A 25595-nucleotide genomic window follows, 5' to 3' on the forward strand; every position below is an offset into this window, starting at 1 on the left:
CCAGCAGTCTCGATCTTTTAGCAAGGGCTAAAAACCAAACACGCATGAAAAAGCAGCACTTTCACAGGAGAAACTTTCTCAAAACCACTGTGGCAGCAGGTGTAGGATTGACCCTTCTCAATACGCCCGCCCGCCTCTTTGCAAACACCAAAAAAGAAAAAGTAAGAGTAGGATTGATCGGAGTAGGCGCCCGCGGACAAGGGCACCTGGAACTATGCCTTCACCGGGAGGATGTAGACGTCATAGCCATCTGCGACCCCGATACCCAATGGGCTGTTCCTAAGTCGCGCGAGTTAATTACCAAAGCTTACGGCGGAAAGAAAAAAGTGGCCGAATACAGCAACGGCCCGGAAGATTTTTACAACATGCTGAAACGCGATGACATCGATGCGGTGATCATTGCCACTCCCTGGGAATGGCATTCCATACAGGCCATCGCTGCCATGAAAGCAGGTAAAACGCCTGCCGTGGAAGTATGCGGCGCCTCAGACATCCAGGAGTGCTGGAACCTCGTGAATGTCAGTGAAGACACCGGCGTTCCCTTGTTCGGTATGGAAAACGTATGTTACCGTCGGGATGTAATGGCGGTACTGAACATGGTACGGCAGGGCCTTTTCGGCGAGCTGACACACCTGCAGGGGGGCTACCAGCATGACCTGCGACAGGTAAAGTTCAATAATGGCAAACAATTGTATGGCGGCGGCGTTGAATTTGGCGAAAAAGCCATGTCGGAAGCCAAATGGCGCACCAATCACAGCGTACACCGCAATGGTGACCTGTACCCTACGCATGGCCTGGGACCTGTTGCCAACATGATCAATATCAACCGCGGCAACCGCCTGCTGTCACTCACTTCTGTAGCCACCAAATCCAGAGGCTTACACAAGTATGTTGTAGACCACGGAGGCGAGAACCATCCCAACGCCAAGGTGGAATTTAAACTGGGCGATATCGTCACTACCCTGATCCGCACCAACAACGGCGAGACGATCATGCTTTCGCACGATACTAATTCTCCCCGCCCCTATTCTCTCAACTTCCGCGTACAGGGCACCAATGGCCTGTGGATGGACGATCTGGATTCCATCTATATAGAAGGGAAAAGCCCTTATGACGAGTGGGAGAAAGCAGGTACAGAAAAGGATGCCGGCAGTTACATGGCCAGGTATGATCATCCGCTGTGGAAACGTTACACCAGCAGCGCCGCCGGCGCAGGCCATGGAGGTATGGACTGGTATGTGATCAATTCTTTTATAGAAAGTGTCAAACGGGGCGCCCCTTATGCCCTGGATGTATACGACTTCGCTACCTGGTATGCCATTACTCCGCTGAGCGAGCAGTCGGTGGCAGAAGGCGGGAACGTACAGTATATCCCCGATTTTACCAGGGGAAGATGGATGAACCGGAAACCGATCTTTGCACTGGACGACCAGTACTAAAATAAACGAAGCCTTCCGCCATGGCGGAAGGCTTCGTTCTTATAACAAGTTCGTAATTACTTCTTGCCTACTTTGTGTCCTGCCACCGCATAATAGAGAATGTAGATATATCCTGGTACCATACAGTACAGGAATGCATGCCTGAAGTCCATTCCCTGCACATAAATGAAACTTTCAGGGTTATACAGACGGGAGAATATCTGCGGCAGTACGCCACCACCAACAATACCCATTACCAGGAAAGCAGAGCCCAGCTTTGTAAACCTGCCCAGCTTTTCAATAGCAAGCGGGAATATGGCCGGCCACATCAGGGAGTTGGCCAAACCAAGTAAGGCAATGAAAGTAACTGCGGTATAGCCTTTGGTCATAAATGCACAGGTGGTGAACAGTATACCCAGAATAGCGCAGATACGTAAACTCTTGTCCTGTGACAGGTATTTCGGAATAGTGATAATCCCCACAACATATCCCACCAGCATGGCAGCCAGTGTAAATGTGGTGAAATATTTCGTTTTATCAAGGCTCATGCCCAGTTCCCTGCCATAAGTACCTATTACGTCACCAGCCATTACTTCCACACCAACATACATGAAAATGCACAGGGCGCCCAGCAACAGGTAAGGATACTGGAAAACACTGGTCCTGTTGTCTGTCACCGTCTTTCCTTCCGCGTCCACAGCTCCGCTTTCAGTTTCAATTTCAGGCAGGGAAGAGCGGCCAATGGCTACTGCCAGTAATACCAGGAAAACCGCAAGAACGATATAAGGAAGGATCACCCTGGAAGCCAGGCTGTCGAGTAAGGTGCTTTTTTCAACCAGGTCTGTTGCCGCCTTTATTTTTGATTCCAGCTCGTTGGCATTTTTCAGAATGATGGAAGCAAGGATCAGCGGGCTGATAGTACCGGCAATCTTATTACAGATCCCCATCATACTAATACGCTTGGCAGCACTTTCAATAGGTCCGATAATGCTTACATAAGGGTTGGAAGCGGTCTGTAAGAGCGACATGCCCGCCCCCTGTATAAACAGCCCTGTCAGGAAAAGACCGAAACTACGGGTATTAGCCGCCGGAATGAATACCAGGCAACCTGCAGCCATGATCACAAGGCTATAGGCCATTCCGTTCTTAAAACCCGTCTTCTTAATGATAAAAGAAGATGGGATTGCCAGGAAAAAGTAACCCAGATAAGAAGCGAAAGTCACCAGCAGCGCTTCTGCGATGGAAAGCTCGCAGGATATTTGCAAGAATGGAATCAGTGTGGCATTCACCCACGTGATAAAACCCAGCATAAAATAAAGCACGCCCAGAATAATAAGCGATTGCACATAGCCAGCCTGTTTAGGCGGGGCAAGCGTAGTTGCGGTGTTAGCCATTACATTCCTTGTTTATAAATTTTAATGATTTTGATTGATCCTTGCGAACTTAGTCAACTATTTCTGCATTTCATAGGAATTTGCAACTAAATCCGCTTTTTTAATAGATTTAAGTTAAATTCCCATCTTAATTGGTTCAAAAAGTACGTTTTTTTACACTCAATCCGGAATAATTATCAGTCTATGTCTAATTTAAATAGAAATTTTATAACATATTAGCTAAAACGTTTTTGCCTCAGGAAAATAGGCACATTTATTTTTGAAATTTAGGAATTCTCGAAAAATAATTTATACATTTATCGCGCAAAAATTACAGTAATTTAACACGTTTATGGCTCAACAAACAAAGCAAAGTACACATCCATCTTTCTTTGTACTGATACTTGTATTTTTTTTCTGGGGATTTGTTGCTGCATCGAACAGCATCTTTATTCCCTTCTGTAAGGCCCACTTCCATCTGGGACAACTGGAATCACAATTGATCGATTTCTCGTTCTACGGCGCTTACTTTATCGGCTCGCTGCTGCTGTACCTGTTCTCAGCACTGCGGGGCGTAGATATTTTAAACAAGATCGGCTACCAGAAAGGGATCATTTATGGCCTTCTGATTTCCGTAGTAGGTGCAGTGGCATTGATCGCTGCAGTGAATATCGGTAACAACATGGCTGATGCCACTATGGCCTTCTATCTTATTCTCGGTGCGTTCTTTATTGTTGCTTTGGGCTTCTCTCTGCAGCAGACCGCTGCCAATCCCTTTGCCATCCTGCTGGGAGATCCGGCTAAAGGCACCCACCGCCTGAACCTGGCGGGAGGTGTGAATTCCTTTGGTACTACCATCGGTCCATTAGTTGTAAGTATCCTGCTTTTCGGTTCAGCCAAAGACGCTTCTGCTTCTGCTGATACTGACATCAGCAAGATCAATACACTCTACATCCTGCTGATCGTATTGTTCCTGGTAGCTGCAGTTATCTTCTGGTTTTCCAAAATGCCTAAAGAGACTTCTGACGAACCATTTGAACAATCAGCCAAGGCCAGTCGTTCATTAAGCGGTATCACTGCTATGTTCGTCCTGATCCTTGTCGGTATTATACTGAATGCCATTAAAACCAACATCGGTTTCTCAGCAACCGCTGAGGTGGGGCTCCCATTCTTCCTCGTTGGTATTATCGGCATCTTCGGTATCCTGTTCAACGCAAGACAGTCTGCCCGGAAAGACGGTAATGGCTGGGGCGCTATGAAATACCCGCAGCTGATCCTCGGTATGATTGCCATTTTCGTGTATGTAGGCGTGGAAGTGACCATTGCCAGCAACATGGGCGCCCTGCTGAAACATCCTGGTTTCTTCACTGCTGAAGGCCTGGCTGAATCGCAGATAGACCCTTATGTATCCCTTTTCTGGGGTAGTATGATGGTGGGCCGCTGGACAGGCGCTATCACTGTATTCAACCTGTCTGACCGTTCCCGTAAGATCCTTTCCGTTATTGTTCCTTTCATCGCTTATGGTGTGGTGCTCGGCGCCAACCACCTGAAAGGTACAGACGTGAGCGTGTTATATCCTTATGCCGGCGTACTGGTAATTCAGATCATCGGTTTCTTCGCAGGACAGGAAAAACCAGCTAAAACGCTGATGATCTTTGCCCTGTTCGGTATCCTTGCCATGATCATCGGCTTATGCACTACCGGTTCAACAGCTATCTTCGCCTTCATCAGCGGTGGCCTGTTCTGTTCCGTAATGTGGTCCTGCATCTTCGCACTGTCTATCGCAGGTCTGGGTAAATATACCAGCCAGGGCTCATCCTTCCTGATCCTGATGATCCTGGGCGGATCTCTGATCCCTCCGGTACAGGGTGGTCTGGCAGACATTCCTTCCATAGGTATTCATTATTCTTACATTATACCGGTGATATGCTTCGCATACCTGGCTTTCTTCGCATTCAGAGTTAAAAACATATTAAAATCACAGGGAATAGATTATGAGTCAGCAATTAGCGGTGGGCATTGATATTGGCGGAACCAATACAAAGTTTGGCATAGTAGATCGCAGAGGTAATATTCTGTGTGATGGCCGTATGCTTACAAATCAACACGAGGACGTTCATGGCTTCCTGGATGAGCTGCATGAACACCTCTCCGTACTGATAGCACAGGTTGGTGGTATCGATAACATCAGGGGTATTGGTGTTGGTGCACCAAACGGTAACTTTTATACAGGGAACATCGAGTATGCTCCTAACCTTCGCTGGAAAGGCGTAGTGCCACTGGCAAAACTGCTGAGCGAGAAGTTCGGCGTACCGGCTATCCTCACCAACGATGCCAACGCAGCTGCACTGGGTGAATTCCAGTATGGCGCGGCAAGAAGTATGAGAGACTTCATCGTTATCACCCTGGGTACAGGCGTAGGTAGCGGTATTGTTGCCAACGGTCAGCTGATATACGGTCATGACGGCTTTGCCGGCGAACTGGGTCACTGTATCGTAATACCTGGTGGCAGATATCACCCTGGTACCGGTGCACACGGTTCCCTTGAAGCATATGCTTCCGCTACCGGTGTAACCAATACAGCACTGGAATTCCTGGCCAACCGCCCGGATACCAAAAGCATCCTGCGCGATCATCCAAAAGAAGAGATCAATTCCAAACTGATATATGAAGCAGCCATGAAGGGCGACCCACTGGCTGTAGAAGTGTACGAATTCACCGGTAAGATACTGGGTGAAGCTTTGGCTAACTTCGTAATGTTCTCCAGTCCTGAAGCGATCATCCTTTTCGGTGGTCTGACAAAGGCAGGCGACATGATCATGAAACCTGTACGCGAGCATATGGAGAAAAACCTGCTGCCTATCTTCCAGAACAAGGTTAAGCTGGTATTCTCCGAGCTGAAAGAAAGTGATGCAGCGATATTAGGCGCAAGCGCACTGGCTTGGGAAATGAAAGATTAAACTTTCGGCCGGGCATCCGGTATCATAAATAAAGCATTATGCAAGATCGCAGACATTTTCTGAAAGCAGCGGCACTAAGTGCCGCTGCTTTATCTTTAGATGGCATTACATCTAAACCGGCACACGCGGCGCCTTTTGTGAAAGGAACAAAGGCAAAGCCAATTGTAGTATCTACCTGGGACTTCGGCCGTGCGGCCAATGAAGCTGCCTGGGATGTACTGAAAAGCGGCGGCCGTGCCCTCGACGCAGTAGAAGCCGGCGTAAAAGTACCCGAAGCAGACCCTAACAACCATACCGTAGGTTACAGCGGGTTTCCCGACCGTGATGGCCGTGTAACCCTGGACGCCTGTATTATGGATGAACTGGGCAACTGCGGTTCTGTAGCCGCCCTCGAGCACGTGGTACATGCCATTTCCGTGGCACGCGCAGTGATGGAAAAAACACCTCACGTCATGCTGGTAGGCGATGGCGCACTCCAGTTTGCACTAGCCAACGGATTCAAAAAAGAGAACCTGCTGACACCTGAATCAGAGAAGGCATGGCGCGAATGGCTGAAAAAGTCCGAATACAAGCCTATTATGAACATAGAGAACACTTCCTATGGTCCTGAGAAGGAATCGGCTTTTAACCCGCTTAAACTGCCTGGAAACGTGTATAACCATGACACCATCGGCATGATAGCCATGGATGCCAACGGTAACCTCTCGGGCGCCTGCACTACCAGCGGTATGGCCTTTAAGCTGCATGGCCGCGTAGGCGACTCTCCCATTATCGGCGCAGGCCTGTATGTAGACAATGAAATAGGCGCTGCTACTTCTACCGGCGTAGGTGAAGAAGTGATCCGCGTGGTAGGTAGCTTCCTCGTGGTAGAACTGATGCGCCAGGGCTATTCCCCTGAGGCGGCCTGTAAGGAAGCGGTGACCCGTATCGTGAAGAAGAATAAAGAAAGAGCCAAGGGCTTACAGGTAGGTTTCCTGGCCATCAATAAGAAAGGTGAGCATGGTGCATACTGCCTGCAGAAAGGATTTAACTATGCAGTGAAGTCTGAAAAGGACAACAACATCCTGATAGACGGCAAGCATTATTTCTGATAAAAAGAATGGACAAAAAGATCACACTTGAAATATGTGCCGCTTCCGTAGCTTCCTGCATAGCTGCAGAAGAAGGAGGCGCACAGCGGATAGAATTATGCGATAACCTGCTGGAAGGCGGCACCACTCCCAGTTACGCTACCATTGCTGTAGCACGCGAAAAGGTGGACATCGACCTCTACCCCATCATCCGTCCCCGTGGTGGCGATTTTCTGTATGATGACCTGGAATTTGCCATCATGCAGAAAGACATCAAACTGTGTAAGACACTGGGATGCAATGGCGTGGTGATCGGCCTCCTGACAGCAGATGGTAAAGTGGACGTTCCCCGTACAAAAGAGCTGGTAAAACTGGCCTGGCCGATGGGCGTTACCTTCCACCGTGCCTTCGATATGACAGCAGATCCTCTGCAGGCGCTGGAAGATATCATTGAGACCGGTTGTGAACGCATCCTCACATCCGGCCAGCGGAATACAGCGACCGAGGGCATCCCTTTACTGAAAACACTGGTGGAAAAAGCAGCAGGACGCATTGCCATTATGGTAGGTTCAGGCGTACGCGCCCACAACATTGCCGAACTGGTAAAAGAAACCGGCGCTGCCGAGTTTCATACCACCGCCAAAGCCTACGAGGAAAGCGGTATGCAGTACCGTAATCCGAACGTCAGCATGGGTGGTATTCCAGGCGTGCCGGAATATGGCATCTCCAAAACACAGGTAAGCGAAGTAAAGAAGATACTGGCGCAAGCCAGGGAAGCTGCGGGGATTTAAACCGTTAACAAACGTATTGATAGTAAAAGGGCGGTCGCTATATGCGCACCGCCCTTTTTTTATCGGTTTAGATTTGCTGAGTCATTATATCGGGTTCTGCTGGATCGCCTTGTTGGCGTTGATCTCATCCTGCGGGAACAGGAACTCCCAACGGATGTCATCAACAGGTACTTCCATCACACCAGCTGTCAATGCAGTGGTATGATTAGCACCTGTTCTGTTCAGCGGCAGGTGCAGGCGTTTCAGGTCATAGAAACGGAAACCTTCACCCCACAGCTCTATACGGCGTTGCGTCAGGATCTCCTGCAGCAAGGCATCGCCGGTAGCAGTACTTTTGGTATACTGCGGATCACGGTTCACCGCCAGTGTATACAGGGCGTCAGCTGCTGCCGCGTCCTGGTGCAGATGCGCTCTCGCCTCCGCTTCTATCAGGTACATTTCAGCAGCACGCATCAAAGGAACGTCGCCAATGCTAGATGCGGTAGCTACCAGGAATTTTTTATTGATGAAGGGGAATCGCACACCACCGGGAGGTACCGGTACATCCTGTCCATCATTGCTCCATACCTGCTTGCGTACGTCTGTAGATGTAATTTTACCATACAATACAGAATTGATCGCTTTAGGATTGGTCCTGATATTGGAAGAGTTATAATTCGCAGACATAAAGGCGAAGAAAGAGTAAAAGTAAGTGGTCTGTTCAGAGATCTGGTGACTGCCCCACATCCACTCCTTATTGCTCACATCATTGAAACCGGTCTTATAATCTGCATTGCTCATCAGTTCCACACCTGCTCTTGCTTCTGCGGCATAGGTTGCTGCCACTTCCCAGTTCTGCATCGTCAACGCTATACGCGCTTTGATACCTTTCGCTACATTAATACTGATATGCGATTTAGGTTTATTGTGGAAACCTTCCAGGTTTACGATAGCGTCATCAATATCTTTCACTATCTGTGCGTATACCTGTGCTACCGTAGCTCTTGGCTGGCCCACCGTGGTACTTGTCAGCACCAGCGGCACGCCATTCTGTGAGTTGTCTGTCTCAGCATCATAGCGCTTGCCGTACATCTGCACCAGGTTCCAGTAAGCCCATGCACGGTAAGCCAGGGCCTGTCCTTTGATCACTTTCCTGTCGCCATCATCTCCCACTGCCTTGTCAATATTGTCAATGATCATGTTGGCATTGGCGATGATCTTATAATAGAACAGGTAAGTGAATTTCAGAAATGTAGCAGATACATTACGGTGTGTTAACCACTGGTAGTTGGCATTAAACCAGCCATTACCGGCTGCCGTCATCACCAGGTCATCGCCCAGCATATCATTGTTGATCATGATGCTGCCCTGACCACCCTGGTCCTGGTTATCGTACTGGATGTACAATGCCCGGTGAATACCATTGATGGCGGACCATGCATTATCTACGGTCGTAAATACAGATTCTGAAGGATAAGAATCTGTAGGATTAGTATCTAAATAGTCTTTGCTGCAGGCACTGAAAACCATCACAGCTATGAGTGTATATAATAATTTCTTCGTCATCTTTTTTCCTTTTTTAGAGTGTAACATTAATACCGAGGGTTACTATGCGTGCTGGCACATATACGTTTGAAGTAACACCATTGAATGACTGTGTCACGTTCATACCTTTACGCGCAGTTTTCAGGAACAGGTTCTCTCCGCTCGCAAAAATGTTGGCACTTGCCAGGTGTAATAAAGAAGTATATGCTTTAGGCAGATTGTATCCCAGGCTCACACGTCTCAGGTTGAGGAAAGACGCATCGGTCAGCCAGCGGTCAGATGTACCGGAAGCCAGGTTGGTCGGATTGGCGAAGTTCATTTTAGGAACGTTCGTCACATCGCCAGCCTTCTGCCAGCGCTGCAGCGCGTCCTTATGTAACGCTGTACCATATACGCCGCCAAGCATCAGGTTCTGATAGGTCTGATCATATACTTTACCACCTATCTGGTAGCTTACCAGGATAGACAATTCGAAGTTCTTATAGTTGAATGTATTGGTAATACCACCGTATACATCAGGTATTGCACTGCCTGAATAGTGGTAACGGGCGTTAGACAACAATGTAGTTACCGTATCGCCGCCCTTGGTAATGCGGGTAGTGTTATTGGCAGTTGGCGCCGTGTTCTGTGCCCTGTACAGCGGAGAACCATCCGCTTCATCCACACCCATATATTCCCTTACCCAGTAATCATACTGTGAGTGGCCTACCATCAGTTTCTTCGTACCGCTGATGATCTCGTCTTTTGGCAGTTTGGTCACCTTGTTTTTGTACGTAGTGGCGTTCAGGTTCACATTCCACTTGAAGTCTTTATTGTTGATCACATCAACACCTACCTGGAATTCAAAACCTTTATTCCACATAGAGCCTACATTCGCGTTCTGTTCTTTCAGACCGCTGGAAAGAGGCAATGGCACACGGAAAAGGAGATTGTCTGACTGACGGTGGAAGTATTCAATACTACCGCTTACACGCTCATGTAAAAAGCTGAAGTCAACGCCGACATCGAAAGTTTTGTTCTGCTCCCATACCAGGTTGCTGGTAAGTGAGCTCTGTAGCATACCTGGTTCGTCAGCATTGGCATAAGGATCATACAAAGCCTGCCATGCGTAATAGATACGGTCGCCGTTTGCATTCAACAATGCATCATTACCCACAACACCATAAGAAGAACGTACTTTCAGCAGGTCGATCCAGCTGATATCTTTCATGAAATCCTCACTATTAAGTTTCCACGCAGCTCCTACTGACCAGAACTGGCCCCAGCGCAGGTCTTTCGAGAAAAGGCTTGTAGCATCGCGGCGAAGAGAGCCTGAAACAAAGTACTTCTCATTAAAGTTGTAATTGGCACGCCCGAAATAACCGTCCAAACGGTATTTATCAGTACGGGATGTCAGGCTGTTGGTAGTCGTAAAATTACCCAGCTCAGAGTTGCCATTATCGAGGATGATCTGCTGTCTTGAACCATTGAAATAATTGTAGGTCATGTCATAGTTCTCATGACCTGCCAGTACTTCTACATGATGTAATCCAAACGCATGACTGTAATTGAGCAACTGGTTGAAGGTGAAGCCCGTTCTTACACGGTTGGTGCGGCTGGCGCGGCCGGCAGGAGCGCCATCGCCGATGCTGGTATTATCGAAAGTGGCAACCAGGTCGTTGGTAACATCTGCACTGATATTGGTAGTGAATTTAAAATCACGCAGGAAAGAAACTTCACCAAATGTACGTGCAGACAGGGTGTTACGTTTGAAGCTGTTGTCGTTCAGTTCCGTCTCCATGATCACGTGACGGCCCGCATTGGCGCCGGCAGGTCTTGCGAGCTGTCCGCCCTGTGAGCCATCACCGCGGTCATAGAGCTGGTTACCATACTGATCCAGAACAAATGCTCCGGTAGTGGCATCATGTACATGAATGGGATAAATGGGTCCCATACCTCTTGTGAAGTTAAACGGGTTTATATAGGACGAGCTGTTATCCACAGTGTTACCCTGGTTTGATTTCGCATAAGATCCGTTCACATTAATACCGGTCTTGAACCATTTCAGCGGATTGGTATTCACGTTTACACGGCCGGTGATCCTTTCGAAATCGGACTTCATGGCAAACCCCTTTTCTTTCACATAACCCAGGGATATAAAATAATCATTCTTATCAGACCCACCGTTGAAGCTAATGCCATAATCGCCGCGGCTCCCGGTACGCTGGATGGCTTTAGTCCAGTCCAGATCATCTTCATACAACAGTTTGGCGTTAGGGTTGATGGTACCATCAGTACGTACAATGTCATTGTCAGCAACATTAAATGGATTGTATCCAAGGCGGGATTTGATATTGGCGGTAGCAGTCTGGCTGGCCTGCTCCAATGTTACGGTAGAGGATATTAAGCTGTTCCTGTAAGACTCCCACATCAGCGGATAATACTCGTAGGCATTTACGCGGTCGTATTCGGGAATAGCACGGGAACTGACACCCTGCATGGCTTTGAACTGAATGTGGTTCCCGTTGCGTTTACCTTTTTTGGTAGTGATGATCACTACGCCATTGGCAGCGCGGGCACCGTATAAGGCGGAAGAAGAAGCGTCTTTTAACAGGGACATGCTCTCGATGTCGTCTGTACTGATGCTGGAAATATTACCGGTGAAGGGCACACCATCCACTACATACAGCGGCTCACTGGATGCGTTGATAGAACCTATACCACGGATGCGGATGGAAGGACCATCGCCCGGCTGACCACTACCGGAATTCACCTGTATACCCGGGGCGGCGCCTTCCAGCGCGTTGAACGCGTTTGTTACAGGGCGTGTCTGCAATGATTTTGAATCGATCTGCGCCAGGGAGCCGGTAAAGGTCTTACGGTTGGCAGTACCATAAGCAATGACCACCACTTCGTTCAGGCCCTTGGTATCTACCTGCAATACCACATTCAGGGCTGAGCGGCCGTTTACGGCTATTTCCTGGTCAACATGACCAATATAACTGAATACGAGTGTAGCAGTAGATGGCGCCTCGATCTCGAATTCACCTTTCATATTGGTAACAGTGCCTTTGTTACCTTTTGCCACACGTACGCTTACGCCCACCAGGGGAGTGCCGGCAGCATCTGTTACACGGCCCCTGATATTGATATCTGCTATTACTTCACTTTTGGGAGCAATGCCTACCAGCCTGTCGGACATTACCCGAAAGGTAAGCCCGGTGCTGCTTAATGCCTTGTCTAATACCTGCTCTACAGTCTTATCTGTTACAGATACCGTCACCTTCGTATCAGCAGCAATAACGTCGTTGCTGTACACAAAACGGTAATCGCTTTGCTTTTCAATGATTTTAAGCAATTTAGCCAGTTTTACATCTTCCAGGTTAAGGGTGAACCTTTTCTGTGAGAATACACTGGCAGACACCTGCATACAGGTCACGAGCGTCAGCAAAAAGGCCAGTTTCATCAATAGAATTGCTTTTAGGAACGACTTCGGTTTAGGTAAAAGAAACAGATTAAGTCTGGTTTTTTCCATACTTTTAGATTGTTTAAGGTCAATAAAATGCCAGACAGGTCTCATCGCCAAATGAAACTCCCTGTCTTGCGCTGATCTTGGTTGAGGGGGAATGTTGCCGCATTTCCCCTTACTTTTTGTTAGCTGTTAAAATTCAAATAGTTCAATAGTTAAAGTTCAAATAGTTCAATAGTTTACTTCATAAGTTGAGTATGGACTGTTTATCGTTTTATGATGATCTTCTTTTTATCAATGCGGTAGTGAAATGGAGATGTGAACCGGAGCGCTTCTAAAGTCTGTTCAACGGTTTCGTTAATAAAAGTCCCTGTAAAGCGGTGATCTTCCACTTGTTTGTCTTCAAAAATGATCTGTACATCGTACCATCTTTCCATCTTGAGAGCGATATCTGCAAAACGCTCATTGTTAAACACAAGACAATTCTCCTTCCAGGCTGTTTCTGCTACCAGGCTGTCAAGCGGGTTTACCTTCACTTCTTCCAGCCGGTATGATTCCTTGTCCGGGCTTGCGGGAGCGGGCGCTGACACGACCTGTGGGTGCTGTTCTTCGTTAAATAAAACAATCTTCTGATTGGGCGATAAAATGACCTTCTTTGGTACCTTCCCTTTTATTGTTACTTCTACTTTCCCCTGTATTAATGACGTTTCTACTGTTTTGTCCTCTTCATAAGCCCTGACGTTAAAAGTCGTTCCCAATACCGTAATGTCCATCTTTTTCGTATGGATAATAAAAGGCCTTTGCTCATCTTTGGATACATCAAAGAATGCTTCTCCTTCCAGCACTACCTGTCTGCTGTCTCCATGTCCGTAATCATAGGTCAGCTTACTGCTTACATTAAGGAAAACAACGGACCCGTCGGGCAATGTTACCGTCGTACGGGACCCATGGCGGGTAGATATTTCGCTTACCAGTTCTTTGTTGTCAGACACTTTATGGTCGCGCAGGCGCCATAATCCGGCCATTAACAGCGCTACCAGCGGCACGGTGACCGCCAGCACCCGGATGCTGTTCCTTCTCAGCCATGAGCTGCTTTCCGGCTTTTCCGGAAGGGCGGCCAGACCTGCTGCACTTACCCGGAAATCTTCCGGGTACAGTTCCTGCATCCGCTGCATATGCCTTTCCAGCGCGGCTTCCGTTTCTCCCGTGATGTCAGGTGTACTCAGCTCCAGCTCTTTGATCAGGGATGCCTGATAGCTCAGTGCCGCATCCTCTTTCAACAATATCTCCAGCTCCCTTAGTTCATCTAATGTAGCCTCACCCGATATTTTTCTTCCCAGCAATATCCAGGTTCTGTCTTGACTCATAAACTTTTTATGGGCTTTACACTTAATAAGACAAAGGAATTAAAGACATCTACTAAGTCTTCGGAAAAAAATTTTAAAAAAAGAAGGCACTAACGTTTGGGCAGATATAAACGGAGGGATTCACTGATCTTTTTACAGGCAATGGCCATTTGTACGTCGATGGTATTGACGGATATTTCCAGGATGCTGGCCACTTCCTTATACTTCAATCCATCTTCACGGATCAGTTTATAGATGATCTTACAACGGGGAGGCAGCTTATTGACTGCTTCTGCCATTTTCCGGGCCATTTCTCCGGATATCATCAGTTGTTCGGGGGTATTGTCAGCCACAGTCAGTTCTACAGACAATTCGTCTATGCTGAAATGCTGTAACTGTTGTTTATTCAGGTAGTTAAGGGCGGTATTACGGGTAGATACATAGAGATACACTTTCAGGTTACCGACCTGTAAAAGCCGTTCCCTGTTCTTCCAGATGTTTACGAATACGTCTGAAGCTATTTCCTCTGCCTGTTCATTGGATCTTACGATGGAAGCAGCAAACTGGCACAATGACTTGTAAAAAAGCCTGAATAACTGCCTGTATGCTTTTTCGTCCCCTGTTGCAATCCTTCCGGCGAGCATCTGTAGAGTGGCGTGATCTGGCTGCACTACGAACTTGATTGATTTTAGCTGATATGCTCTCTGCTACCTTGATTAATACTAGCGGTTCTCTGCTGGTGGCAGATAAAGTTAAAATAAAAAATGCTTAATACTGAACACATGTTCAATATTAAGCATTCGAAATAATTTGAAAGGATCTGATACTGCCAGGTTATAACATATCGCCACCCGTTACCCACAAGGTCCAGTCTTTGTCGAATTTATACCATTCGCCTTTAGGGCCTTCCCATTTCCATTCCGGCACTTCAGACCAGCTGGCGCCGTTGTCGGCGCTCCACATCAGTTTAGCGTCGCTTATTTTCAGCCAGTGGCCATCTTTATCGGCCCACATACCGTCGTCCACGGCAGTCCATTTTTTACCGTTGGTGCTCCACCAGAGTTTTGCTTCCTTATCTAACTTATACCAGTAGTTTTTCCTGCCTTTTACGCCATTCCAGATACCGCCTTTTGCTTTGGACCATTCTTCTGCAGCATATTTATGATATACGGGATGGGGACTTGCCGCATTTACATTTCCATTAACGGCAAGGAAAATACAGATGCCAAGCATCGGCAGCAATGACTTTTTCATAACATGTAAATTTTAAAAATTGATTGACCGGTACGTAACAACAGGGCTGTTTGTAGCGCTCCGGCGGAAAATTTTGAGGTTTTTCTGCGGTTATGCCCTTATAACCGCTTCATTTAAAGCAAGGTTTCGATGTTCACCTGCAACTATAACACGTTTCACATACTGATGGTTTTATCTCATTTATGTATAGTATGTTAAGGGTATTCTGTACATTTATCGAATTCTTATGAATATAACTTAAACAAAACCCCAAACTTCTATGTGGATAGAGAGATTTTTTTTAATTTTCCGTCTCGTTTTTAAACCGCATCTAATCCAAAACATAGATCATGACGCTTAATCATCAGGAAATTGAACTGATCGACAGTTTCGAACAAATAGCCGTGGATATACATCCTACGGCTAAGGACGGTTCCAAAGCAGTTGCGCAGGAAATAGCAGCACTGATTAAACAAAGGCAGGGCACTAATAAACCAGTGGTACTGGGCCTTGCAACCGGTTCAACTCCCAAATACCTGTATGCAGAACTGGTAAGACTGCATAAAGAAGAAGGGCTTAGCTTTAAAAATGTGATCACATTCAACCTGGATGAATATTATCCGATTGAAGCAGATGCACTTCAGAGCTATAACAGGTTCATGAAAGAGCAGCTTTTCAATCACATTGATATTCCTGCAGAGAATTGTCATGTTCCGGACGGCACTTTACCTAAGGAAAAAGTGAAAGAATATGCCGCCGAATATGAGCGCCGCATAGAAGCAGCCGGTGGTATCGATCTCCAGATCCTGGGCATCGGTACGAACGGACATATCGGTTTCAACGAGCCCGGTTCAACCCTTACCTCCCATACGCGCCTCGTTACCCTGGATAACGCTACCAGACAGGCTAACGCATTCGAGTTCGCCAATATGAGCCAGGTACCTCGTCTGGCCATTACCATGGGTCTGAGCACTATCTTCAAAGCAAAACGCATTATACTGCTGGCCTGGGGCACGCACAAAGCCAAGATCGTACGCAGGGCTGTAGAAGGCCATAGCTCCGATCAGGTACCTGCATCCTTACTGCAACAGCATCCTGACTGTAAATTTGTGATCGACGAACAGGCCGCTGAAGAGCTGACCCGTTTCAAAGAGCCATGGCTGACCGGCGATTGCGAATGGACACCAAAACTCCGCCGCAAAGCTGTAACCAACCTGGCAGTAAAACTGAACAAGCCGATCCTGATGCTCACAGACAGGGACTACAACGAAAACGGTCTGAATGACCTGATCGTACAGTATGGTTCTGCCTATGAACTGAACATCGAAGAGTTCAACGGTATCCGCGACACCATCACCGGCTGGCCGGGCGGTAAACCAGGCGCACAGCTGCCAAGCCACCCTGAACGTTCAGAGCCTCAGCATAAACGTGTACTGATCTTCTCCCCTCACCCTGATGATGATATCATCTCCATGGGAGGTACCTTCATCCGCCTGCACGAACAGGGACACGATGTACACGTAGCTTACCAGACTTCAGGCAACATCGCTGTAACAGATGAATTCGTATTGCGTTTCATCGACTTCGCCGTAGGTTTCGAAGGTATGTTTGACATAGACCGCAGCAAGAGCTCCCAGATCCTGGAAGATGCGAAAGCATTCCTCCGCGTGAAGAAGCCAAGCCAGAAAGATACCCCTGAGATCCGCGCTATCAAAGGCCTGATCCGTCGCGGTGAAGCAAAAGCTACCTGCCGTTACGTGGGTATTCCTGAAAGCAATATTCACTACCAGAACCTGCCTTTCTATGAAACAGGTACGATAGAGAAGAAGCCGATGGGTGAAGAAGATATCCAGATGACCGTTGACCTGCTCCGTCAGCTCAAACCACAGCAGATCTACTGCGCAGGCGACCTCGCTGACCCACATGGTACGCACAAGGTATGTCTGGACATCATCTTTGCAGCACTGGAAAGACTGAAACACGAAGACTTCATGAAAGACTGCTGGGTGTGGCTGTATAAAGGTGCATGGCAGGAATGGAACATCCATGAGATCGAAATGGCTGTACCAATGAGCCCTGACCAGGTATTACAGAAACGCCTCGGTATCTTCATCCACCAGAGCCAGAAAGACGTGGTGCCTTTCCAGGGTACTGACCTCCGGGAGTTCTGGGAAAGAGCGGAAGACCGTAACGCCAACACCGCTAACCTGTACGACCAGTTAGGTTTGCAGAAATATGCGGCGATGGAGGCTTTCGTAAGATATCACTTCATGTAACAGCCAGCTTTAAAAATACATTCGGCCCCCGTTCAACAATTGGACGGGGGCTTTTTAATTGCCCGGTCGCAGCCAGCGGCTGCATGATATTCTCCCGGGGGTTTTCAGGCTGATTCTTTTTCAGTAGCTTTATTGCATGACACTCGATACAGCCATATCTATTGCAATTGAAGCCCATGCCGGCCAGCTCGACAAATATGGAGCGCCTTATCTCAAACATGTAATGAGGGTAATGGAGCTGGGGAAAACAGAAGACGAAAAAGTGGTTGGCGTACTCCACGATGTAGTGGAAGATACCTCCTGGACCTTTGAACAACTGGTCGATAAAGGACTGAAACCGCATCAGCTGGAGGCCCTGCGTTGTGTGACCAAACTGTCTGAAGACGAAGACTATGACCATTTCATTGACCGTATCATTAACAACCGGCTTGCCTGCGCAGTGAAGATCAATGACCTGACAGACAATATGGATATCAGGCGTATTCCCGAAATATCAGAAAAGGATGTACCCCGCTTAAACAAATACATCAGGGCTTACAATAAAATTGCGACTGTCATTTCCGGTATGTAAATATTCGCTACATTTAGGCAGATAAAATTTCGACCACGATCGTCATGTACTGTTATGTTGCTAAACCTGTCATGTTAATCTGCATGTCATCCATTTATAAAAACTAGTAAACGTTATGAGTCTGGTTCCTGCCGGCAAGGCTGCGACCTATTTAGCCTTATTACGCGCCATTGAATCGAACCGTCCTGAAAATAAGCGCTTATTTTACGATCCTTTTGCGAAACTTTTTCTGCCATCTTCTTTGAAACTGGTTGAAAGGCTGTCCCGTATTTCCTTCATGAACAGCTTCATTGCGTGGTTTATTGACAGGAACTGGACGGGAGCGCTCACCTGTTGTTCTGCAAGAACAAGACTGGTAGACGTGATGCTGGAGAATACTATCCACGACGAGGGCATCAACCAGGTCATTGTATTCGGCGCCGGCTATGACTCCAGGGCCCTGAGACTGAAAATGAAGAAACGGATACAGTTTGTCGAGATAGACAACCCCGACTTCCAGGCGCAGAAGAGAGATATACTGGAGAGCCGCCACAGGAACGGCCGGGAGGCCATGGTCAACTATGTGCCGGTAGACTTCAACAGCCAGGAGCTGGACCACGTGATCCCCCATATTTTTCAGCAGGGGCATTATAAGACCATGTTCATCTGGGAGGGAGTGACCAACAACCTGACAGCCCCTGTAGCACCCAAGGTATTTGACTACTTCAAACGCTTCCGCCCCGGCACTATTATTGTTTTCACCTATGTAGACAAAGAGATGCTTGACAAGCCGGAAAAATTCACCGGCGCAGCAAGCGTTACAAGGCTATTACGCCGCAATAACGAGTTTTGGAACTTCGGTATCGATCCTGCCAACATAAAGGAATTTCTGGCCTCCTACAACATGGAACTGCTACATAACCTGGACACTCCCAGTTTCCGCCGCATGTACTATGGCGATGACGCCGCTGACATGAAAGGCTATGAGTTTTACCGTGTAGCCATGGCACGGGTCACCGCTCCATAAATCAACCCGCTCTTAACAATCTGATGCAGCACCGGCTTCCGGTGCTGTAGAAAGCTATTGCATGCTGCTAACGGGCTGTTGAAAGCCCTGGTATTTCGTACCTCTGCCTTTGTAATCCATACATAAACTGTAGCTAAGCCATATATAACCCATATATAACCCATATCTTAGAAGTATGGGTTATATATGGGTCATATATGGGTTATATATGGGTTATATATGGGTTATCTCAGGTAATACACTATGGTAGCGGGTTTACAAAGCTTATTTGAAAAACTATAGATGTACTTCATTTTTTACCAAACGATTTTATAGCATCAAAATATTACATACTATGCATATTCACGTTTTTCAGCATGTCTCTTTTGAGGGTCCGGGGTGTATTTCAGACTGGGCCCGCAACCATCACCACACACTTACATTTACCAGGTGGTATGAGCACCCTACGCAGCCGGATATGACAGAAGTGGATATGCTGGTCGTTATGGGAGGACCGATGAGCGTACATGATGAGGAGCTCCATCCCTGGCTGAAAATGGAAAAACAATGCATCCTGCAGGCTATTCAGGCGGATAGAAAGGTGCTTGGCATCTGCCTCGGGGCGCAGCTCATTGCCAGCGCACTGGGTGCTAATGTGTACGCCAACACGCAGAAAGAGATCGGATGGTTCCCGGTAGTATACGCTACCGCCCTGCTGCCTCCTGCCCTGGCAGTGGAACTGCCTGAAGCACAGACGGTTTTTCACTGGCATGGAGACACTTTTGACCTGCCCGCCGGCGCGGTATGTTTTGCCGCTTCGCCGGTCACCCGCCACCAGGCTTTTCTGATCGGGCACCACGTCATGGGCCTGCAATATCATTTTGAGGTAACGCCTGCATCGCTCGGCGCAATGGTGCAACACGGTAGGGAAGAACTCATTCCGGCTGCTTATGTGCAGGATGCAGATACGATTGTACGCGAACAGCGATATATAGAGGGCAGTAACATAACGATGTACCGCTTATTGGACTTCCTTACTAGCAATTACGGGTGATCATTCGTAATTTTAGCACTTATGGAAACATACGACATACTCATAGTAGGGGCTGGTCCTATTGGCATTGCATGCGGACTGGCGGCACAAAAGGCTGGATTAAGTTACGTTATTGCGGAAAAAGGATGTCTCACCAATTCCCTCTACAATTACCCCTTATACATGACCTTCTTTTCCACTTCAGAAAAGCTGGAAATTGGCGGTATTCCCTTCGTTTCCATCAGCGCCAAACCAATGCGCCCGGAAGCCCTGGAATATTACCGCAGGGTCACGATCTCCAATCACCTGAATGTGCGCTTATTTGAGCCCGTAGAGGACATTAAACGCACAGAAGACGTATACCAGGTCACCACCGACAAAGGAAGCTATAATGCCCGCCATGTCATCATTGCTACGGGCTTTTACGATATTCCCAACATGCTGCATATCCCGGGAGAACATCTCGCGAAAGTAAATCATTACTATAAAGACCCTCATTTCTACGCTGCACAAAAGGTCGTGGTGATCGGCGCCAATAACTCTTCTGTGGATGCAGCGCTGGAAACCTACCGTAAAGGGGCGGACGTTACCATGGTAATAAGGGAAGAAGGGATCGGGAAACGGGTGAAATACTGGGTAAAACCGGATATTGAGAACCGTATCAAAGAAGGCAGCATAAAGGCGTATTTCCATTCCCATGTAAAAGCCATCAGGGAAACTGAAGTGGATATACTGACACCGGAAGGTATGATCACCATACAGAATGATTTTGTGCTGGCGCTGACAGGCTATCAGCCTAATTTCAATTTTCTTGAAAAAGCTGGCGTGACACTAAGCCGCGACGCGAAGCGATATCCCACTTACAATCCGGATACCATGGAAACCAATATGCCGGGCTTATACCTGGCAGGCGTGGTATGCGGTGGTATGGATACACATGTCTGGTTCATAGAGAACTCAAGGGATCATGCAGATAAGATCATTGCGCATATAGCGGGGAAGAAGCGGAGTTGATGGAATGCCCGCGATTCGGATTATCACAACAATGGGGGATCAAAATGGGTTCTTACACCGGGTTGTCATACCCGGCTATCATACCACCGGTTGTCATACCGAATCATTACACCGGGTTATCATACCCCGGGTTAGAAACCCGGGGCTACAAACACACAACTCCTGACGGAGTTGACCGAAGCGATTTGGCCTTTCAGACTCACCGTAATATGTTCTGCTGAATAATCAGACGATATTCACTTCTCTTTCCAGTTCCACACCAAACTTCTCATGCACACTGTCCAGCACCCGCTGTGACAGGCGATAGATCTCATCGCCGGTAGCATTGCCATAATTCACCAGTACCAGGGCCTGACGGGCATGTACTCCTGCATCTCCTTCCCTGAAGCCTTTCCATCCGCACTGCTCTATCATCCAGCCTGCTGCCAGCTTGTAGGCATCATTGGCGGTAGGATAAGCTACGATGTGCGGAAAGGCCTCCTTCAATGCAGCATATTTTTCTGCAGTCACTGTCGGGTTCTTGAAGAAGCTGCCGGCATTGCCTATTTCCGCCGGATTAGGCAGCTTGGAGCTGCGGATATTAATGACGGCCTGACTGATGGCCTTTATGCTCAGATCCTTTACCCCCATATGTTTCAACTCTTCCTCAATAGCGCCATAGCTGGTATTGAACTGCGGATGTTTGGACAAACGGTAGGTGACGGAAAGGATGGCGAACTGTCCCTTGTATTGACGTTTGAAAACACTTTCACGATATCCGAACTGGCAATCTGCACTGTTGAAGGTAACAGTAGCATGGTCTTTCAGGTGATACGCTTCCAGCTCATGAAAACAGTCCTTTATTTCCACACCGTATGCGCCGATATTCTGCATGGGACTGGCGCCTACATTACCTGGTATCAGCGACAGGTTTTCCAGTCCTGCACGGTCATTTCTAATGCAATCCATCACGAAGCCATGCCAGTTCTCTCCTGCCCCTGCTTTCACATATACGTACTGGTCGTCTTCCCGCACCACCTGTATGCCTTTTATTTCGTTCTTTAAAAGCAAACCTTCAAAAAAATTGCGGACGAAGAGTATATTACTACCTCCTCCCAGTATCATATAGGGCAGCTCCGGCAAAGGCGGATTTTCGAGGAGCTCCTTCAACTCATCTGTGGATCTGAAAGAAGCGAAGAAACGTGCCTGACCGGCAATGCCAAACGAATTGTAAGACCTGAGCGAAACATTTTCGGATATGCGCATATGATCGTAAATTTAGTATAAAGCTGCACTGCAGCATTCAACAACCGACAAATATAGTAAAACCATGCCTCAAACTGCTGTTGTAATAGGCGCTACCGGGCTCACAGGTACTACCCTGGTCACTTTGCTGCTGCACGACCCGCATTTCAGCAAAGTAAAGGTATTGTTACGCAGTCCTTCCTTCAAACAGCGTCCGGGCCTGGAAATAGTCCTGGTAGATTTTAACGACGAGGAAGGTCTTTCTGAAGCTTTAACGGGCGATGTGCTCTTTTGCTGCATCGGCACCACCATCCGCCAGGCCGGTACCAAAGAGCGCTTCCGCGAAGTGGATTTCGAGATACCACTGCGCTGTGCCACATTGGCCCGCAGGCAGGGTATGCAACAGTTCCTGCTGATCTCCGCCATCGGCGCCAATCCGCATTCCCGCAATTACTACCTCCGCACAAAAGGAGAAGTGGAACATGCAGTGGAAAGGCTGGGATTTCCTGCCTTATACATCTTCCGTCCATCTATATTGCTCGGCGTGCGTAAGGTATTCCGGTTGAAGGAATGGCTGGGCATAGTGCTTGCCATGGTATTTTATTTCCTGTGGCAGGGACGCTGGCGGAAATATCGTCCGGTAAAAGCCGCCAATGTTGCGCGGGCTATGCTCAATGTAGCAAAGAAAACACCTGAGGGTACGCATGTTTATGAATATGATGCCATTAAGGAACTGGCGCAGCTAAGATAAACATCATATACCATCTCTCTTTCAGTGATAATGCTGTTCTGCTTTGAAGCCAGGCAGCATAAACGCCGGTTCACATCCGGTACTGCGATAACATGTTCAGCAACTGACGTGTCAGCGGGGATGCACGTTATGTGCAATCCACATCCGGCACAATGACAACCGAGCGGAACTGCTTTTCTGCCAGTAGTTTGATAAAATGCTCCTGTAACAAGCGTTTGGTATTGGCAATGATTTTCGTATCGCGGGGTAGCTTGATGAGCATTTCCTGCAGGTAGTTATTACGCACACGGCCTACCAATGGCACTGCCGGTCCTACCAGTCTTGGCCCGATGTGCGGCCGCAACCAGTTGCCCAATACCTGTGCAGCCTGCTCTACCGTCTGCTGGTTCTTATGTTTGAGTGTAATTTTCAATAGCCTGTAGAAAGGCGGATAACCAAAACGCTCCCTTTCTGCTATTTCAGCAGCATACATCGCTTTATAGTCGTGGGTGGTGACGTAATGCAATATCGGATGACGCGTATTGCTGGCCTGTATGATCACTTTTCCCTTCCCATGTTTTCTGCCGGCACGGCCACTCACCTGTTCCATCAGCTGAAAGGCCCTTTCATTTACACGGAAGTCGGGAAAGCTCAGTAAACTATCTGCGCTCAATATCCCCACCAGGTTCACATTCTCAAAGTCCAGTCCTTTCACCACCATCTGTGTACCCACCAGTATGTCAATGTCCCTTTGTTCCAGCAGCTGGATCATCTTGTTATGACTATCCTTGTTACGTACAGCATCCATATCCATACGGGCTATACGCGCCTTGGGAAACAGCTGCTGCAGATCGTCTTCGATCTTTTCTGTACCAAAGCTCTTGGGAATGAGGGTCTGACTGCCGCAGGCCGCACAGGTCTGCGGATAAGGGTAGCGGGTGCCGCAATAATGGCAATGCAGTTTATCCTGGTTACGGTGATAGGTCAGCGAAACATCACAGTTCTTGCAATTAGGTATCCAGCCGCAGGTGGTACACATGAGGAAGGGAGCATAACCACGCCTGTTCTGGAAAAGGATCACCTGTTTGCTGGCAGCCATACTATTGTTGATAGCGGCATTGAGCTGTGGTGTGAAATTTTCCTGCATATTCTTTTCCGCACGTTCCTTCTTGACATCCACTACTTCGATTTCCGGCATTTCCAGTCCGCCGAAACGCTCCATCAGCTCCACCAGTCCATATTTCCCCTGCTGTGCATTGAAATAGGATTCCAGTGAAGGTGTAGCGGAGCCCAGCAACACCTTTGCGCCAAACAGGCCGGCGTAATAGATAGCGGCATCCCTGGCATGATAACGGGGAGCAGGGTCCTGTTGTTTGTAGGAGGTATCATGTTCCTCATCCAGGATGATCATGCCCAGGTCGCGGAAAGGCAGTAGTAAGCTGGAACGTGCGCCCAGCAATATCTGCAGTTCGCCGGTCTTCACCTTGTTCCAGATCTCTACCCTTTCGTTATTGTTAAAGCGGGAGTGATAGATCCCTATCTTCTTTCCAAAGTGCTTCTGCAGGCGGCGGATGATCTGTGCGGTCAGGGCTATTTCCGGGAGGAGGTATAGCACCTGTTTGCCATTGGCCACATACTCTTCGATCAGTTTTACGTACAGCTGTGTTTTACCGCTGGAAGTAACGCCATGCAATAATGTTACGGGCCTGGCAGCAAAGCTGTTACGCACTTCCATCAGGGCTTTTTCCTGTGCAGGGCTGAGCGCAAAGTCGATCTGTACCTCTGCTTTACCGTTTCCGGGTACGCGGTCTACCACCCGCTGTTCTATCCACACGATGTTTTTTTCCACCAGTCCTTTCAGCTGTGCGGCGGTAGCGCCTGATTTTTTAAGGAGCTCACTCTGCAGCACGCTGCCCTGTGTTTTCATAAGGTGCAGGTAAGCCAGCAGCAGTTCCATTTGTTTGGGCGCGCGGGACAATTCATTGAAGAGTGGCGCCAGTAGCTCCTCATCTTCATATTGCGGGTGCAGCTGCACATAATTCTCCTTCTTCTCTTTGTATACTTCTTTCAGCTCCTCATATACCAGCAGTACTTTCTTTTCTATGAGCTTTTTGATGGTAGAGTATACGTCTGATTTATCGAGGATCAGCTGTACTTCGTCTATTCTGAGTTCTTTTCGTATATGCAGGGCTTCGGCTACCAGGTATTCATCATCATCCAGGTCGGAGAAATCGTCGCCATAGGCGTCGTTGAACAATAGCAATGTTTCGCTGGAAAGCTTCAGATGGGCCGGTAAGGCCGCGTTCAGCACTTCGCCTTCGCTGCACATATAGTAAGATGACAACCATTGCCAGAATGACAGCTGCGTAGGATATACTACGGGATCTTTATCCAGCATGTCCAGCAATGGTTTGGTCTTATAGTCGGCAGGGGCCTGTTCGTGGATCGCCTTTACGATACCTGCGTATTTCTTCTGTTTGCCCAGTTGTACGGCCACACGGCTGCCTACCTTCAGGGCTTCCTCCATATGAGGGGGTACCGAGTAGGTATAATTCTTTGGCAGGGCCAATGGCAGTATGACGTCAGCAAACTTCATCTG

The 25595-nt window shown here is 48.0% G+C and carries 19 protein-coding genes; 11 read left to right on the top strand and 8 right to left on the bottom strand.

Annotated elements, in window-relative coordinates:
• Positions 1-44 precede the first annotated feature (44 nt).
• Positions 45-1439, top strand: coding sequence for a Gfo/Idh/MocA family protein (locus MYF79_RS28705; protein ID WP_247811298.1), 1395 nt, complete (start codon positions 45-47; stop codon positions 1437-1439).
• Positions 1440-1495: 56 nt separating this feature from the next.
• On the opposite strand, the gene MYF79_RS28710 is transcribed toward MYF79_RS28705, so the two are convergent.
• Positions 1496-2812 (bottom strand): sugar MFS transporter, encoded by a 1317-nt coding sequence (locus MYF79_RS28710; RefSeq protein WP_247811299.1) that lies wholly within the window; start codon positions 2810-2812, stop codon positions 1496-1498.
• Positions 2813-3143: 331 nt separating this feature from the next.
• Between MYF79_RS28710 and MYF79_RS28715 the strand changes: the two genes are divergently transcribed.
• The 4 genes from MYF79_RS28715 to MYF79_RS28730 are packed head-to-tail and all read left to right on the top strand — an operon-like array spanning position 3144 to position 7612.
• Complete coding sequence (locus MYF79_RS28715) at positions 3144-4814, top strand: MFS transporter (protein ID WP_247811300.1); 1671 nt, start codon at positions 3144-3146, stop codon at positions 4812-4814.
• Positions 4786-5751, top strand: coding sequence for an ROK family protein (locus tag MYF79_RS28720; protein WP_247811301.1), 966 nt, complete (start codon positions 4786-4788; stop codon positions 5749-5751). Before MYF79_RS28715 ends, MYF79_RS28720 begins: the two co-directional genes overlap by 29 nt.
• Positions 5752-5789: 38 nt before the next feature.
• Entirely contained in the window at positions 5790-6842 is a 1053-nt protein-coding gene (locus tag MYF79_RS28725) for a N(4)-(beta-N-acetylglucosaminyl)-L-asparaginase (protein WP_199652850.1), read from the top strand.
• An 8-nt stretch (positions 6843-6850) separates the two neighbouring features.
• On the top strand, positions 6851-7612 hold the full coding sequence (locus tag MYF79_RS28730) for a copper homeostasis protein CutC (RefSeq protein WP_247811302.1): 762 nt from the start codon (positions 6851-6853) through the stop codon (positions 7610-7612).
• Between the two features lie 84 nt (positions 7613-7696).
• Here the strand turns inward: MYF79_RS28730 and MYF79_RS28735 are convergent, their stop codons facing one another.
• From MYF79_RS28735 to MYF79_RS28755, 5 genes are all read right to left on the bottom strand, one after another.
• Positions 7697-9157 carry a RagB/SusD family nutrient uptake outer membrane protein gene (locus MYF79_RS28735; protein ID WP_247811303.1) on the bottom strand — a complete coding sequence of 487 codons (1461 nt, stop codon included), beginning with the start codon at positions 9155-9157 and terminating at the stop codon, positions 7697-7699.
• Positions 9158-9170: 13 nt separating this feature from the next.
• Positions 9171-12581: a TonB-dependent receptor gene (locus MYF79_RS28740; RefSeq protein WP_247811304.1), complete on the bottom strand. Its 3411-nt coding sequence runs from the start codon at positions 12579-12581 to the stop codon at positions 9171-9173.
• A gap of 269 nt (positions 12582-12850) precedes the next feature.
• A complete protein-coding gene (locus MYF79_RS28745) occupies positions 12851-13951 on the bottom strand; it encodes a FecR family protein (RefSeq protein WP_247811305.1) in 1101 nt (366 codons plus the stop codon).
• 89 nt (positions 13952-14040) lie between these two features.
• Entirely contained in the window at positions 14041-14601 is a 561-nt protein-coding gene (locus MYF79_RS28750) for an RNA polymerase sigma-70 factor (protein WP_247811306.1), read from the bottom strand.
• Between the two features lie 163 nt (positions 14602-14764).
• On the bottom strand, positions 14765-15184 hold the full coding sequence (locus tag MYF79_RS28755) for a hypothetical protein (RefSeq protein ID WP_247811307.1): 420 nt from the start codon (positions 15182-15184) through the stop codon (positions 14765-14767).
• 329 nt (positions 15185-15513) lie between these two features.
• Here MYF79_RS28755 and nagB point away from each other — a divergent pair, with 329 nt between their 5' ends.
• From nagB to MYF79_RS28780, 5 genes are all read left to right on the top strand, one after another.
• Positions 15514-17439, top strand: coding sequence for a glucosamine-6-phosphate deaminase (nagB, locus tag MYF79_RS28760; RefSeq protein WP_199652856.1), 1926 nt, complete (start codon positions 15514-15516; stop codon positions 17437-17439).
• Positions 17440-17575: 136 nt separating this feature from the next.
• Complete coding sequence (locus MYF79_RS28765) at positions 17576-18010, top strand: phosphohydrolase (RefSeq protein ID WP_247811308.1); 435 nt, start codon at positions 17576-17578, stop codon at positions 18008-18010.
• A gap of 115 nt (positions 18011-18125) precedes the next feature.
• Positions 18126-19016, top strand: a complete 891-nt coding sequence (locus MYF79_RS28770) for a class I SAM-dependent methyltransferase (protein WP_247811309.1) — start codon at positions 18126-18128, stop codon at positions 19014-19016.
• Positions 19017-19350: 334 nt separating this feature from the next.
• On the top strand, positions 19351-20049 hold the full coding sequence (locus MYF79_RS28775; protein WP_247811310.1) for a type 1 glutamine amidotransferase: 699 nt from the start codon (positions 19351-19353) through the stop codon (positions 20047-20049).
• 21 nt (positions 20050-20070) lie between these two features.
• Positions 20071-21042 (top strand): YpdA family putative bacillithiol disulfide reductase, encoded by a 972-nt coding sequence (locus tag MYF79_RS28780; protein WP_247811311.1) that lies wholly within the window; start codon positions 20071-20073, stop codon positions 21040-21042.
• A gap of 225 nt (positions 21043-21267) precedes the next feature.
• Here MYF79_RS28780 and murB read toward each other — a convergent pair whose 3' ends face one another.
• Positions 21268-22287, bottom strand: a complete 1020-nt coding sequence (gene murB, locus MYF79_RS28785) for a UDP-N-acetylmuramate dehydrogenase (protein WP_247811312.1) — start codon at positions 22285-22287, stop codon at positions 21268-21270.
• A gap of 64 nt (positions 22288-22351) precedes the next feature.
• Here murB and MYF79_RS28790 point away from each other — a divergent pair, with 64 nt between their 5' ends.
• Complete coding sequence (locus MYF79_RS28790; protein WP_247811313.1) at positions 22352-23017, top strand: NAD(P)H-binding protein; 666 nt, start codon at positions 22352-22354, stop codon at positions 23015-23017.
• 127 nt (positions 23018-23144) lie between these two features.
• On the opposite strand, the gene priA is transcribed toward MYF79_RS28790, so the two are convergent.
• Positions 23145-25592: a primosomal protein N' gene (gene priA / locus MYF79_RS28795; RefSeq protein ID WP_247811314.1), complete on the bottom strand. Its 2448-nt coding sequence runs from the start codon at positions 25590-25592 to the stop codon at positions 23145-23147.
• Positions 25593-25595 lie beyond the last annotated feature (3 nt).

The organism is Chitinophaga filiformis (genome assembly GCF_023100805.1).
Classification (GTDB): domain Bacteria; phylum Bacteroidota; class Bacteroidia; order Chitinophagales; family Chitinophagaceae; genus Chitinophaga; species Chitinophaga filiformis_B.

What these genes read in the sequence shown, in the direction of transcription:
- murB (WP_247811312.1), bottom strand. Translation starts at nt 22,287, where the DNA reads ATGCGCATATCCGAAAATGTTTCGCTCAGGTCTTACAATTCGTTTGGC.
- MYF79_RS28705 (WP_247811298.1), top strand. Translation starts at nt 45, where the DNA reads ATGAAAAAGCAGCACTTTCACAGGAGAAACTTTCTCAAAACCACTGTG.
- MYF79_RS28745 (WP_247811305.1), bottom strand. Translation starts at nt 13,951, where the DNA reads ATGAGTCAAGACAGAACCTGGATATTGCTGGGAAGAAAAATATCGGGT.
- MYF79_RS28735 (WP_247811303.1), bottom strand. Translation starts at nt 9,157, where the DNA reads ATGACGAAGAAATTATTATATACACTCATAGCTGTGATGGTTTTCAGT.
- priA (WP_247811314.1), bottom strand. Translation starts at nt 25,592, where the DNA reads ATGAAGTTTGCTGACGTCATACTGCCATTGGCCCTGCCAAAGAATTAT.
- MYF79_RS28770 (WP_247811309.1), top strand. Translation starts at nt 18,126, where the DNA reads ATGAGTCTGGTTCCTGCCGGCAAGGCTGCGACCTATTTAGCCTTATTA.
- nagB (WP_199652856.1), top strand. Translation starts at nt 15,514, where the DNA reads ATGACGCTTAATCATCAGGAAATTGAACTGATCGACAGTTTCGAACAA.
- MYF79_RS28790 (WP_247811313.1), top strand. Translation starts at nt 22,352, where the DNA reads ATGCCTCAAACTGCTGTTGTAATAGGCGCTACCGGGCTCACAGGTACT.
- MYF79_RS28725 (WP_199652850.1), top strand. Translation starts at nt 5,790, where the DNA reads ATGCAAGATCGCAGACATTTTCTGAAAGCAGCGGCACTAAGTGCCGCT.
- MYF79_RS28755 (WP_247811307.1), bottom strand. Translation starts at nt 15,184, where the DNA reads ATGAAAAAGTCATTGCTGCCGATGCTTGGCATCTGTATTTTCCTTGCC.
- MYF79_RS28720 (WP_247811301.1), top strand. Translation starts at nt 4,786, where the DNA reads ATGAGTCAGCAATTAGCGGTGGGCATTGATATTGGCGGAACCAATACA.
- MYF79_RS28730 (WP_247811302.1), top strand. Translation starts at nt 6,851, where the DNA reads ATGGACAAAAAGATCACACTTGAAATATGTGCCGCTTCCGTAGCTTCC.
- MYF79_RS28775 (WP_247811310.1), top strand. Translation starts at nt 19,351, where the DNA reads ATGCATATTCACGTTTTTCAGCATGTCTCTTTTGAGGGTCCGGGGTGT.
- MYF79_RS28780 (WP_247811311.1), top strand. Translation starts at nt 20,071, where the DNA reads ATGGAAACATACGACATACTCATAGTAGGGGCTGGTCCTATTGGCATT.
- MYF79_RS28710 (WP_247811299.1), bottom strand. Translation starts at nt 2,812, where the DNA reads ATGGCTAACACCGCAACTACGCTTGCCCCGCCTAAACAGGCTGGCTAT.
- MYF79_RS28715 (WP_247811300.1), top strand. Translation starts at nt 3,144, where the DNA reads ATGGCTCAACAAACAAAGCAAAGTACACATCCATCTTTCTTTGTACTG.
- MYF79_RS28765 (WP_247811308.1), top strand. Translation starts at nt 17,576, where the DNA reads ATGACACTCGATACAGCCATATCTATTGCAATTGAAGCCCATGCCGGC.
- MYF79_RS28740 (WP_247811304.1), bottom strand. Translation starts at nt 12,581, where the DNA reads ATGAAACTGGCCTTTTTGCTGACGCTCGTGACCTGTATGCAGGTGTCT.